The 12740-nt window shown below is 51.2% G+C and carries 15 protein-coding genes and 1 pseudogene; 7 read left to right on the top strand and 9 right to left on the bottom strand.

Going from position 1 to position 12740, the window contains the following annotated elements; translation table 11 throughout:
• Window positions 1–5: 5 nt before the first annotated feature.
• Both RJD28_06570 and RJD28_06565 read right to left on the bottom strand, forming a co-directional pair.
• Window positions 6–1565 (bottom strand): hypothetical protein, encoded by a 1560-nt coding sequence (locus RJD28_06570; protein ID WNV59142.1) that lies wholly within the window; start codon window positions 1563–1565, stop codon window positions 6–8.
• Between the two features lie 89 nt (window positions 1566–1654).
• Window positions 1655–1873, bottom strand: a complete 219-nt coding sequence (locus RJD28_06565; protein WNV59141.1) for a helix-turn-helix transcriptional regulator — start codon at window positions 1871–1873, stop codon at window positions 1655–1657.
• Window positions 1874–2348: 475 nt separating this feature from the next.
• Between RJD28_06565 and RJD28_06560 the strand changes: the two genes are divergently transcribed.
• The 6 genes from RJD28_06560 to RJD28_06535 all read left to right on the top strand — a co-directional run bounded on the left by RJD28_06560 (window position 2349) and on the right by RJD28_06535 (window position 5433).
• Window positions 2349–3092 (top strand): hypothetical protein, encoded by a 744-nt coding sequence (locus RJD28_06560; protein ID WNV59140.1) that lies wholly within the window; start codon window positions 2349–2351, stop codon window positions 3090–3092.
• Between the two features lie 577 nt (window positions 3093–3669).
• Complete coding sequence (locus tag RJD28_06555) at window positions 3670–3930, top strand: hypothetical protein (GenBank protein WNV59139.1); 261 nt, start codon at window positions 3670–3672, stop codon at window positions 3928–3930.
• 5 nt (window positions 3931–3935) lie between these two features.
• The gene (gene mobC, locus RJD28_06550; protein WNV59138.1) at window positions 3936–4250 is read left to right on the top strand and encodes a plasmid mobilization relaxosome protein MobC; all 315 of its coding nucleotides are present in this window, start codon (window positions 3936–3938) and stop codon (window positions 4248–4250) included.
• 229 nt (window positions 4251–4479) lie between these two features.
• Window positions 4480–4866, top strand: a complete 387-nt coding sequence (locus RJD28_06545; protein WNV59137.1) for a replication initiator protein A — start codon at window positions 4480–4482, stop codon at window positions 4864–4866.
• Window positions 4853–5200 (top strand): hypothetical protein, encoded by a 348-nt coding sequence (locus tag RJD28_06540; GenBank protein WNV59136.1) that lies wholly within the window; start codon window positions 4853–4855, stop codon window positions 5198–5200. The genes RJD28_06545 and RJD28_06540 overlap by 14 nt, the downstream gene beginning before the upstream one ends.
• Before the next feature lie 56 nt (window positions 5201–5256).
• Window positions 5257–5433, top strand: coding sequence for a hypothetical protein (locus tag RJD28_06535; protein WNV59135.1), 177 nt, complete (start codon window positions 5257–5259; stop codon window positions 5431–5433).
• Window positions 5434–5488: 55 nt separating this feature from the next.
• Here RJD28_06535 and RJD28_06530 read toward each other — a convergent pair whose 3' ends face one another.
• Together RJD28_06530 and RJD28_06525 are read right to left on the bottom strand one after the other, a co-directional pair.
• Entirely contained in the window at window positions 5489–5893 is a 405-nt protein-coding gene (locus tag RJD28_06530) for a helix-turn-helix domain-containing protein (protein WNV59134.1), read from the bottom strand.
• A 197-nt stretch (window positions 5894–6090) separates the two neighbouring features.
• Window positions 6091–6366 (bottom strand): annotated as a pseudogene (locus RJD28_06525) (sigma-70 family RNA polymerase sigma factor).
• Window positions 6367–6593: 227 nt separating this feature from the next.
• Here RJD28_06525 and RJD28_06520 point away from each other — a divergent pair.
• Window positions 6594–8210, top strand: coding sequence for a mannitol dehydrogenase family protein (locus tag RJD28_06520; GenBank protein ID WNV59133.1), 1617 nt, complete (start codon window positions 6594–6596; stop codon window positions 8208–8210).
• Between the two features lie 65 nt (window positions 8211–8275).
• Here RJD28_06520 and RJD28_06515 read toward each other — a convergent pair whose 3' ends face one another.
• Genes RJD28_06515 through RJD28_06495 form a run of 5 tightly spaced genes read right to left on the bottom strand, consistent with a single transcriptional unit; the run spans window position 8276 to window position 12739 of the window.
• Window positions 8276–9520 carry a U32 family peptidase gene (locus tag RJD28_06515; GenBank protein WNV59132.1) on the bottom strand — a complete coding sequence of 415 codons (1245 nt, stop codon included), beginning with the start codon at window positions 9518–9520 and terminating at the stop codon, window positions 8276–8278.
• Window positions 9504–10166 carry an O-methyltransferase gene (locus RJD28_06510; protein ID WNV59131.1) on the bottom strand — a complete coding sequence of 221 codons (663 nt, stop codon included), beginning with the start codon at window positions 10164–10166 and terminating at the stop codon, window positions 9504–9506. The genes RJD28_06515 and RJD28_06510 overlap by 17 nt, the downstream gene beginning before the upstream one ends.
• Before the next feature lie 19 nt (window positions 10167–10185).
• The gene (locus tag RJD28_06505) at window positions 10186–10569 is read right to left on the bottom strand and encodes an endolytic transglycosylase MltG (protein WNV59130.1); all 384 of its coding nucleotides are present in this window, start codon (window positions 10567–10569) and stop codon (window positions 10186–10188) included.
• An 18-nt stretch (window positions 10570–10587) separates the two neighbouring features.
• Window positions 10588–12261, bottom strand: coding sequence for a ribonuclease J (locus tag RJD28_06500; protein WNV59129.1), 1674 nt, complete (start codon window positions 12259–12261; stop codon window positions 10588–10590).
• Between the two features lie 28 nt (window positions 12262–12289).
• Window positions 12290–12739, bottom strand: coding sequence for a Fur family transcriptional regulator (locus RJD28_06495; GenBank protein WNV59128.1), 450 nt, complete (start codon window positions 12737–12739; stop codon window positions 12290–12292).
• Window position 12740: the final 1 nt, after the last annotated feature.

Here is a 12740-nt window from a genome sequence, read left to right as displayed (position 1 = left end):
TCTCCTTATCTATTCGTATTCATGCTGCGATAGGCCTCTTGCAATCTGCGGTATGATTGCTCATTAATGGTGCCATTTTTAATACATTTTCGTATCCACTGACATACCTGCGGATAGCAATTCATACCCGCTAACATATTTCGCAAAGAGTGCGGAGCCGGGATTGTTGCCTCTGATACATTAGTAATTCGCTTCAGCATTTCAATTTCGTCATTTACAACGATGGGCTGTTGCTTCTTGAAATCGATTTGCCAGATGACATCAAAGCCAATGACAACTTGAACGCCTAAACCGTAGGATAGTCCGTTCAACTCTATATATTTGTCAGCGGATAATTTCCGCTTATCTACAACACGGTTATTGTTGAAGATAATTAGCTCTCCATCAAATGTTGATTTGAAGCGCAATGTTTTGTCGTGCGGTAAAGTATCGGTCTCGCCAGGATCAACCTCAGCACCTGCAATATCGGTTACTGAAACTTCTGGATGCAAGCCCACTTGATCAAGAGGCTCTTTCCAAAGGTATGTGTATTGTAAGGCTTGAGTGCGGCCAGCAGATATTAACTGCTGTCTGCCGGAACAAAACACCTCATATAGTTTTGACTGAGATGAATTGTAATTTAGCTGACGAACTGTCACAGAAGGAAATGTTTTAACTGCGGCTACATTACCTTCGATAAGCATATACATACTGTTTTGATTGTGCTTAACAATATAATTTCCTTCAACAAATAACGGCCATACCGGTTGCAATGAAATAGGGTGATCTGTCAGCCGACAATGGAAGTCGAGATAGAATCGGGCTGCATCTTCATTAAATGCAGATGCAGAAACCACATAGAGACTCCAAGTTTCCCACCCGATTCGTTTTTGCATGATTTCTTGAATTCGCACGCTGCTGAATGACTTCCTATAGATGTAGCCACGTTTTAGCAGGTAGTATTCTTTACCAATCTCAACATCGGCATCATATGAGAGTTTTTTGCCGGAAACTTTTTCAAACAATGTGCCTTCCGGATCAATGCCTTTAATCTCTGCCGGCCAGAATTCACGTAATTTATCGTTTCCATTTTGGAAACTGAGAGTGTATTTTTCAAACGGCCTTTCACCGATAGGAAGATATGTAATACTGTCGTAGTTCAGACGTTCTTTGGTATACACATAGGGTATATCAAATGCTCCCTTTGGTTTGATTTCTATACAAAAATCCTTGCCGAGAGAACTTATTGGAACACGAATCAAGCCGACTTCAAAGCTGAAAGAAGATGAGGATACGCTTGTAATACGGATTGGTAAATCGTGTTCCTGAGAACCGTAAGAGATTGAATATCCAGCTCCGAATGTGCGCTCAGGACAATCTTTGCTTTTCTCATAAGCACTGTGTTTGAAGTAGCGTATCCTAATATCACCGTTGGTAAGAATAACATACTGGCCACAGAGTTCACACATAAACAGACCACTATGAGCAGATACAGTTCCACCCGGATGCAATCTGGCGGCTTGTTCTGCTGTAATTCGCTTCCAGCCATTATCCGCCCACATACAGACATGTGTTAGTGAAGCCATATGCATTCCTCCTTATGTTGTTTTCTGGATTCCTCAAATTTTTTCATTCTGGCCTTACAATTTGAGAAGGATTTTACATTATCTTTTCTCTATTTTTTCTCACTTTCATCAAGCACAATCTCCATAATATCATCCACTCCACAATCCATCGCTGCACATATCTTAGCAAGCACCTCTGTAGTGACATGGCCGCCTTTGCCCATCTTGGTGACGGAGGCCGTACTGATACCGGCTTTCGCGCAGAGATCTTTTTTCTTCATATCTTTGTCGATCAGCATTTTCCAGAGCTTTTTATAACTGACTGCCATAAGGAATCTCCTCCTGATAAACAAAATGTGCCCCGCCGTTTGGCAGAGCACTGATTCATCATGCTTGCAGCCAAGCGCAACAGCGCTTAGCAACGTTGTAAATAATTATGACACAAGTTTCGACAAATTACAATACGAAATGATTTATCCGCATGATTTTTCAAAAATATTTTGGAAATAATCGCGTCCGTTGCCATTTCGGTAGCCCAGCTGTCTGTGCTGCTCTTGTTATCATCTCATTTCTCTGATTACAACCGAGGTTTATCAAAAACACAGGGTTTGGGAGTATCCCAAATGATAAAATTCACGCTTGGACGGAGGGGGGCAGCGCGTGCATTTTTCCGGTGTGTACGGACACCGGATGTGCTTGCTATTCTTCAATACTCTCTGATCCGCGTTTTTCAAATTGTCCTGTTTATCGGCCGCACTCTATGATATACTGATAGCAAATCACCCGGAAAGGAGGGGCCTATGCATGGCAGTCAAACGCGTTTTTGCCGGTTACTATAAACGATACGACGGCAAGCGGATCTACGTTGTCCGCGTGGTAAAAGATATCGATACCGGCGAAGCTGTTGTGATCTGCAAGGATGCCAGCTTCATCCGGGAAGGCAATGAGGAATACTACACCATTCGCCTGGAGTCCTTCTGTGAGCAGGTGAATGTGGATGGTATTCTTAGAGATAAATACATCCGTCAGACCCGACGTGAGGTCGAATCGGAAATGATCGGAGAAGTAACAGAGGACGGCTTTCCGGAGCCCAAGAGCAAGCCCTTCACTTACGTTGATGACGAGTACGCGGAGCGCGCCATCCGTTGCAGCAGAACCTACTATGAATACGCCAAGGACATCTGCGAAAACTACCGGATGGATCTGCGGCGATACAAACTCATCCGGGAGCGGAAGCAGTACATCGGCGTATCCAACCGCGAGGCATATCAGGCCATGTGTGAGGATCTCGCATTTGCCCAGCAGTCGCTCAAAACGGTGCTCAACGACTACGCCAATCTCTTCCGGAAACGCTTTTCCGAGGGACTGTCCATCCGCAAAGCAGCGGATGCCATGCAGCAGAATCGCGGCGTGATCGAGCGTCGGCAGGCCGCACTCTATCGGGCGTTCACCCAGCTTTTGCAGCAGCGGGATGAGGCAGACGGCGTCTGTCGGCTGATGCGGAAAACTGAATACGATCAAAGGGATATAGAGGATTTGCTCGAATAATTGATGCAAAATCAAAGCGCTTGTCGTAGTGGCAGGCGCTTCTTTTTTGCCCTTGTTATGACAAAATCGTAACGCCCCGCATCATTTTGTCCGTTGGAAAGTAGAAAGGGCAATTTGGAGCAGCGCACAGGGCTTGTCTCGCCGTCCTCAAAACTCTTTCGAGAAATCTGGGACAAAACCGGTCGCTGATTCACTTAGCTAAGTAGAGGGGGAATCAGGAGCAAGAAAAGTTTTTTGAAAGGGGGTGCCAAGTTTTTGAGGAAAAATGTCCGTTAAAAGGTAGAGAGGAAAACGTCCGTGAGACAAAATCGTGACACTCCGATTCATTCTGTCCGTTGAATAGTGAAAGGATCTTTTGAGGTGAGCGTGCAGGAGGGGGCCTCCACCCTCAAAACTTTTTCGGACAAACCTCGAAAAAATGTCCGTTGGTTATATAGAGGGCCTTCTGCACAACCAAAGATTTTTTCGTGCCACCTGACAAACGGCCAAAAATTGTCCGTGGGATGGTGAAAGGGAAACCAATCCATATAAACCCGCCCTTCAAACAAAGTTTTCAAAATTGAAAGGAGAAAACACTATGACCACTTACTACAACCACCCCCACATGACTGCTGTACCCACCCGCCTCCTGCTGGATACGAACCTCTCCGCAGAAGCCAAGCTCACCGGCGCGCTCTTGTACACCTTCGAGGACGGCGGTCTGAGTGCGCAGGAACTTGCAAATGCTCTGACCCTTCCGCCCGAAAAAGTTGCTCCGGTTTTTGCTGAACTCACCGGCAACGGCTATCTGGAAATTCTGGAAGAAAACGGTGCCTTCGGGCTGCACCTGAAGGGGTGATTCTCATGCCGGACCGCACGCGCCCCATCCGCAAGGAAATCTGCCTGAACGAGCAGGAGCTGCATCTCATCCAGCACAAGATGCGCCAGTTGGGGACACACAATTTTGGAGCGTATGCCCGCAAGATGCTCATCGACGGCTACATCATCAAGGTGGACTACACCGAGCAAAAGAAGCTAGCTGCCGCCTCGAACATCAACCAGATCTGCCGTCGCATCAACAGCACCGGGCGCTGCTATGAAGACGACGTTGCCGAACTGAAAGCGCGGCAAGCCGAGATCTGGGAACTGCTGAAAGTGCGGCAGAGAGATGAGCTTTGACCACAACGGGATTTTCCATGTGTGGGTTTTCCGTCACCGGTTTTCCGGACGGTGGACAAGCTGACGCTCCGGAGCGTTCCGCAACCGGATTTCAGGACGACGATTTTCGTGCCCTCCATCGGGGCTGAAATTCATCCTCTAACTAATAAGAAATAAACCAAGATACAAGAGAATCAATCTATCAATCAACACAAAAATGGATGGATTGATGGATGGGACAGGAGGTCAGATGAAAACTTTTTGCAAGCTCACGATGCAAAGCCCGGCGGCGTCCTATGTGCCGCTTCCGAGGTTCCTTCTCCAAGACGAAGCCCTGCGGGACATCAGCAACGACGCCAAGGTGCTCTATGCGCTGCTGCTGGACAGAGCCAGCATTTCCCGCCAGAACGGCTACGTCGAGCCGGACGGCACGATCCGGCTGTACTTCACCTTGGAGCAGGCACAGACAAAGCTCCACCGCAGCCGCCAAAGCGCCACGCGGATCTTCCGGGAGCTGGAATACAGCGGCTTGATCGTTCGGCGCAAGCAGGGCTTGGGAAAGCCCGCGCTTATTACGCTGAATTACCCAGCGGATGCAAAACTCATCACAAAGGAAGGCGAAGATGCACAAGCTTGACCCCATCGAGCGGCTGCCGGATGGCACGCTCTTCCGCCTGACGCCGGGACAGCCAAAGCTGGAACAGGCCATCCTCAGCCCGAAAAAAACTACGCCGCTGCGAAGTCTGCGGCACGGGCATTCTCGCCCGCTCCGGCAGGACAAAATACTGCCCCGCCTGCGCCAGAGAGGTTCATCGCCAGCAGAAGGCGAAATCCGCTCGCAAACGCCGCTCGGGCGTAGACAATTCAGGGGCGAAAAGCCCTTGAATTGCAAGCATTCCCGCACCACCAAAGCCGCGCGGCAATACGATTTTCCTCGCAGCCGCGAAATCGAGTTCTATTTGTCTACATAGCAGCCGGAACACAAGCATAGATTGAAGCAGAAAACGCACTGGAAAGGAGGGCAGCCATGGAAGTATTTCTGATCTTCCCGAAATCAAAGCAGGCGCAGCAGGAGCTTGGGCAGGAGCTGGCGAAGTTCCAGTCCGAGCAGGCGCTGAAATCCATCCAGAAGCTGCCCTGCTCCGCGGAGCAGAAGCTGGAACTGGTGGACGCAGCCGTGAAACACCTGAAAGCGCAGCAATAATACATAGCAAACGGGCAGGCCAGCCTCAACAGCCGGTCTGCTCGTTTTGCTATGATTACGTCTGCTTGAAATACTTCTCCCATGTGGATTTGAAAATCTGCTTGCGGTTTTGCTCCCAATGCTTGAGACTGCCAAGGCTGACACCCAGCTTGTCCGCATATTGTTTTTGCGTCAGCCCCAGTTTCGTTCGGATCGCCTTGATCTGCTCACCCTGACCATTTCTCAGAAATAGATTGTAGTCATCCAGAAGCGTATTGACCGGCACTTCAAAAAGCTGCGCGATTTTCTCCATGTGCTCCGGCGGATAGAGATCTTTGCCGTATTCCTCATAGTGGACATAGGTGCTCCGGTCTATCCCGGCGTAGTCTGCAACGTCTCTCTGGCGCAGGCCTTTCTGGTAGCGAAGCCAGCGCAGCTTGTCCGCTGTTTCGGTGATTTCTGAGAAGTCCAGGAACTGCAAATTGAACTTTTCTGCGTTCTGAAACTTGTGCGGCAGCACCACTGGAAACTGAAGAATTTGCAGCGGGGCTACTTTTACTGCACCCGATACATTGGAAATCAGAATATATCAGCGTACTCCCACTCTCGCCAGCAGGCGCCATTTTGCCTCAAAAGACACCCGTTCCGCCACCTCAACCGCCGTTTGTTCCGCTATGATAGCATAGCATTATCAATGCACCGGGCTGCATAAGTGGCCAGTCGGCTGCCTTTGGCCGCGTCAAATGTCATAACGGCCTTGATGAGCCCGATGGTGCCGACGGAGATCAGATCTTCTGTATCCTCCCCCGACGACTGATATTTTTTTACAATATGTGCCACCAGCCTTAAGTTCCGCTCGATCAGTACATTCCTGGCCGTTTGGTCGCCCTTACGATACCTCTTAAGATATTCCTTCTCCTCCTCTGTCGTCAGTGGCTTCGGAAATGTTTTCAAGCAGATACCTCAAAACGTAGTTGCTATAACATATGAAACCAAGAGCAGTTTCGTGCCTTTCCCATCTGCAGATTTATGATGGATCCCCGGAATCTGTCATCCGGCGAATCCTGAAGATTAACCCAAAATCACACACCCTGCCTATGGATTTTTCTCAAAAAATGTACTATATTCAATTTATAAGAAGCGATAAGCAAACGCAAAAACATATGAAGGAGGGTTTTCTCATGAAATTGACCATGGACGGCATCCAAGATCGGGCTTCCTGGAACAAAGCCGGCATCACACTTCCCGGCTATGACGTGAAAGCAGTATCAGAAAAAGCAAGAAAGGAACCCCTGTGGGTGCACTTTGGCATCGGCAATATTTTCCGCATTTTCATCGGCGGCATTGCTGACGGCCTGTTGGAAAGTGGCGCCCTGGACCGGGGGATCACCTGTGTGGAAACCTTTGACTATGATGTGGTGGACAAAATCTATGCCCCCTTTGACAATCTGGGCTTAAGCGTTATTCTCCACAGGGATGGCCGCCGGGAGTACAAGGTGTTGGGCTCCATGGCCGAAGCCATCAAGGCACAGGCTTCTGATCCGGCACACTGGGCACGGCTGAAAGAGGTCTTCACAAGTCCATCCCTCCAGCTGGTGTCCTTCACCATTACAGAAAAGGGTTATGCCCTCCACAAGGCCGATGGTACCTATTTCCCCTTTGTACAGGCAGATATCCAGAACGGTCCGGACATGCCCGGCGGCGCCATGGCAGTGCTCACTGCCATGCTCTATGCCCGGTATCAGGCCGGAAAATACCCTCTGGCACTGGTATCCATGGACAACTGTTCCCAGAACGGTGCCATTCTCCGGCAGTCTGTGCTGACGATGGCAGAGGAATGGCAGAAAGCCGGTTTTGTGGATGAAGGCTTCCTTTCCTATGTTGCCGATGAAAACACGGTTGCTTTCCCCTGGACGATGATCGACAAGATCACGCCCCGTCCCAGTGAAGCCATCGCAGCAGATCTGGAAGCGCTGGGTGTGGAACAAATGCAGCCTGTCATTACAGAAAAGAAAACCTACATTGCACCCTTTGTCAACGCAGAAAAGTCCCAGTATCTCGTCATTGAGGATCATTTTCCAGGCGGCCGCCCCACTCTGGAGAAGGGCTTCGGCGTCTATCTGACTGACCGGAACACCGTCAACCTATCCGAGCGCATGAAGGTAACTGTCTGCCTGAACCCGGTGCATTCCGCCACCGGTCCCCTGGGTGTGGTGCTGGGCTACGATCTGTTCGCCCACATGCTGAACACCAACCCGGATATGATGAAAATGGCCCGAATGGTAGCCTACGATGAGGGACTTCCCGTAGTGCCCGATCCGGGAATTCTCTCACCCCAGGCCTTTGTAGATGAGCTGTTCCTGGATCGTTTCCCCAACGAATATCTGGGAGACACGAACCTGCGGCTGGCAGTGGATGTTTCCCAGATGCTGGGGATCCGTTTCGGGGAGACAGTGAAATCCTACGTGGCAAAATACGGGGATGCTTCCCGGCTCACCGCCATTCCGCTCGGTATCGCAGGCTGGCTCCGGTATCTGCTCGGCGTGGACGATGCCGGGAAGACCTATGAACTGGCTCCCGATCCCATGAAGGAAGAACTGCAGGCGCAGTTAAAAGATATTGTGGTGGGAGAACCTTCCACCTTCACCGACCAGCTGCGCCCCATCCTCTCCAATGAGCGTCTGTTTTTCATTGATCTTTACCAGGCAGGCATCGGGGAGAAGATTGAGCGCATGTTCCGGGAAATGCTTGCCGGGCCGGGCGCAGCAGGTGCAACACTGCATAAATATGTAATGTAAAATGTCAAAAAGCAGATGGAGGATTCGTTTCTGTGCGTCCTCACATCTGCTTTTCAGCAAATTTATCAGTCCTTCCGCCGCAGCACGTCCAGCGGTTCCGCCGCCACAGTAAGCTTCACATACAGCTTCTGCTTGGGATGTGGTGCACTCTCCATGGAATTGCCGTCCCCGTCGTAAATGGCCAGCACCTTTGCCGCAGGACTGCTGCCATCCGGCTTCATCACCTCAATGGTCTCCCCCACAGAAAACTTGTTGCGCTGCTCCGTGCAGATACAGCCTGCCGGGCAATGTCCGTCTGTCGGTTCGATCTCTCCCACCAGTCCCAGGTAGGTGTAACCTTTGTGATACGTGTTGCTGTCGTAAATCTGTGCCTCTTCGTCCGGTCTGCCGAAGAAAAATCCCGTGGTGAATTCCCGGTAGGTGCAGCTGCGGATCTGCTCCTGATACCAAGGCAGGTTCTGCCGCCACAGTTCTTCGGACTGCAGGCAGTCGTCAATGGCTTTCCGATACGTCCGGGCCACGGTGGCCACGTACAGCGCTGTTTTCATCCGACCCTCGATCTTGAAGCTGTCGATGCCGGAATCCAGAAGCTCCGGGATATGCTCCAGCATGCACAGATCTTTGGAATTGAACAAAAAGGTGCCCCGCTCATTTTCATACACCGGCAGATATTCCCCGGGCCTTGTCTCCTCCACCAGCGCGTATTTCCACCGGCACGGATGGGTACAGGCGCCCTGATTGGCGTCTCTGCCGGTAAAATAGCTGCTCAAAAGACATCGGCCGGAATAGGAAATGCACATGGCGCCGTGGATGAACGACTCGATCTCCATGTCTGCCGGAATGTTTTCCCGGATCTCCCGGATCTCCGCCAGGGAAAGTTCCCGGGCAGATACCACCCGCTTCGCCCCCTGGGCATGCCAGAACTGGTATGTCAGATAGTTGGTGTTGTTGGCCTGAGTGCTCACATGAATGTCAATCTCCGGGCAGATTTCCCGGGCCAGCATGAAAGCGCCGGGATCCGCAATGATGAGCGCATCCGGCTGCAGCTCTTTTAACTCCTGGAAATAAGCCCGCATACCGGGAAGATCCCGGTTGTGGGCCAGAATATTGGCCGTCACATGGACACGTACCCCATGGGCATGGGCGTAGCGGATGCCCTCCCGCATATCCTCCATGGAAAAATTTTTTGCCTTGGCGCGAAGCCCGAAAGCCTCACCCCCGATATATACCGCATCTGCGCCGTAGCGGACAGCCACCTTCAGCACTTCAAGGTTGCTGGCCGGAACAAGCAGTTCAGGTCGTCTGTTCATAATCTTCTCCTTTCACCGTCAGCGTCAGCCCGTCCCCCATGGGCAGCACCGAGGTGGTGATCCCCGGCGTGTGGGTCAGCGCATACAGATACTCCCGCATCCGGCTGTGGATCGTCCGGTTCCGCCGCTCCACCGCAAACCGGGACTCGATGATGTCCCCGTCCTGGAGCACGTTGTCAGACAGCAGCACGCCGCCCGGAGCCAGAAGCCGCAGCACATCCGGCAGGAAATGGATATACTGCCCCTTGGCCGCATCCATGAAGATCAGATCATAACTGCCGGTCAGGCTATGCAGAATCTCCGTGGCATCCCCCTCCAGCAGGGTGATCACGTCCTCTTTTCCCGCCCGGCGGAAATTTTCCCGGGCAATGGGAATGCGCTTCTCATATTTTTCAATGGTCGTAATCCGGCAGTCCGCCGGCGCATATTCACTCATAAAAAGAGCCGAAAAACCGACGGCGGTTCCCACCTCCAGAATGTTTTTCGGCCGCTGCATGCGCAGAAGCACTTTCAGGAAGCTGGCAGTCTCCTGCCGGATGATCGGCACGAGATCTGCACGGGCTTCCCGCTCGATCTGCGTCAGCAGTTGTGTATTTCCCTGATCCAGCGAATGAATATACGATGTTATTCTTTCATCTACAATCACAGGTATTCTCCTAATCTTTCTAGCTCTCTTCATCCTCGTCAGTCTCTCCGGACATGACCGCCATCATTTCCTCGGACTGCATGGATGTGTTCAGTGTATAAGTGCCCGGCTGGATCAGCTTCTTATAGTCTGTCAGCATCAGGCGCACATAGAACGGATTGGCGTCACGGATGAGCCCTTTTTCCTCCAGCATCTTGCTGATCTGCCGGTTGGACTGTCCTTCCGTAATCGTCACCTGGATATCGGTGCCCGGCTCTTCCTCCACCGTTTTTTCCGCAAAAATGGCATAGCCAAAGCTGTAGGCCCATCTGCCGGCCCCCCAGATGACAAACACCAGTACAAGGATCAGCAGAATTTCTATGAGAATGCTGATGAGTGTACCGAGTACGCTGTTCCTGTTCATATGCTTCCTCCTACGTAACTATGCGTCTACCTCCATGATGATTGGCAGAATCATAGGGCTTCTCTTCGTCTTCTTCCAAACGAAATCAGACAGTGCATCTTTGATCACCGTTTTGATCCGGTTCCAGTCCTGTCCGCGGCTGCTTCCCAGGCATCCCTCCAGTGCATCCTGCACCGTCAGTCTGGCTTCTTCCATCAGATCCTCGGACTCCCGCACATAAACAAAACCGCGGGATACGATATCAGGGCCTGCCAGCACCTGATTCGTATATTTGCCCAGCGTCAGCACGACGATGAGAATGCCGTCCTCCGCCAGATGCTGCCGGTCGCGCATGACAATGTTGCCCACATCGCCCACGCCCAGGCCGTCCACGAGAATGCCGCCGGTGTGTACATGGCCGACGATCTTCGCATCATTTTCACTCATCTCCAGCACGTCGCCGGAAGTCAGCATGATGATATGCTCCTTGTCATATCCCAGGCTCTCCGCAATGGCAGCCTGTGCTTTCAGATGCCGATACTCGCCGTGCACCGGAATGGAATATTTCGGATGCACCAGAGAGTAGATGAGCTTAATATCCTCCTGGCAGGCATGACCGGATACGTGGGTATCCTGGAAAATCACGTCTGCGCCCTTCCGGGACAGCTCGTTGATGACGTTGGATACGGCTTTCTCATTGCCCGGGATGGGATGAGAACTGAAAATCACCGTATCGCCCGGCATGATGCTCACCTTTTTATGAATGTTTGCCGCCATCCGGGACAGCGCCGCCATGGACTCGCCCTGGCTGCCTGTGGTGATCAGCACCATCTGCTCCGGCGGGTAATTTTTCATATTTTCAATGTCGATCAGTGTGTTATCCGGGATCTTGATGTAGCCCAGCTCAATGGCAATGGAAATGATATTGACCATGCTGCGGCCTTCCACCACAACCTTCCGGCCGAATTTGCAGGCACAGTTGATGATCTGCTGTACACGGTCCACATTGGATGCAAACGTTGCAATAATGATACGGGAATGCTTGTGATTCTCGAAAATATTGTCAAAGGCCTTGCCGACTGTTTTTTCCGACATGGTGAAACCGGGACGCTCCGCGTTGGTGCTGTCGCACATAAGGGCCAGCACACCCTTCTTGCCGATCTCCGCAAACCGCTGCAGGTCGATGGCATCGCCGAATACCGGGGTATAGTCCACCTTGAAGTCACCGGTGTGGACAATGGTGCCCACCGGGGAGTAGATGGCCAGCGCCGACGCATCGGAAATACTGTGGTTCGTCTTGATAAACTCGATGCGGAAGCTGCCCAGATTGATATGCTGGCCGAACTTTACCACCTTCCGCTTGGTGGTTTTCAGCAAATTATGCTCTTTTAACTTGTTTTCGATAATGGCAATGGTCAGCTTGGTCGCATAGATGGGCACGTTGACCTTTTTCAGCACATACGGCAGCGCGCCGATGTGATCCTCATGTCCGTGAGTGATGATAAAGCCCTTCACCTTCTGGATATTTTCCTCCAGATAAGACACATCCGGAATGACCAGGTCGATTCCGTACATATCATCCTCCGGGAATGACAGACCGCAGTCCACAACAATAATACTGTCTTCAAACTCAAAGGCAGTAATATTCATTCCGATCTGCTCCAGTCCTCCCAGCGGAATGATTTTCAATTTTGAATTGTTTATATTTTTCAAAAAAAATGACACCTCCTGAAACGATTTTCTATATATTCCGACATTCCTGACAGTAACCGAACAGTTTCACCTCGTGATTGATCACCTGAAAAGAGAGCTCCGTCATGAGACGGCTCTCCAGCTCTTCCAGCAGATCTCCCTCAAAAGCCCACACTCTGCCGCATTTCACACAGATCAGATGGTGATGGCGATGATGCCTTCTGTCGTCCCCGGCATCTGCGATCTCATAGCGTACCTGGCCGTCATTCAGATCAATGCGGTCAGCCAGCCCCATCTCCAGAAATAACTGGATCGTGCGATATACGGTTGCAAGGCCGATCTCCGGAAGATATGCGTTCACACGGGCATGAAGCTCCTCCACCGTCAGGTGCTGTCCTTCATTCTCCTCCAACGTCTCCAGAATCCGAAGCCTCTGGTTCGTCATCTTCAGTCCCTTTGCTTTTAACAGTTCTCTAAGTCTTGCCCGATCAGCTGCCATC

This window comes from Oscillospiraceae bacterium NTUH-002-81 (assembly GCA_032620915.1).
Lineage (GTDB): Bacteria > Bacillota > Clostridia > Lachnospirales > Lachnospiraceae > JAGTTR01.
Note: the sequence above shows the minus strand (reverse complement) of the source record. Positions and strands in the feature narration are given on the sequence as shown.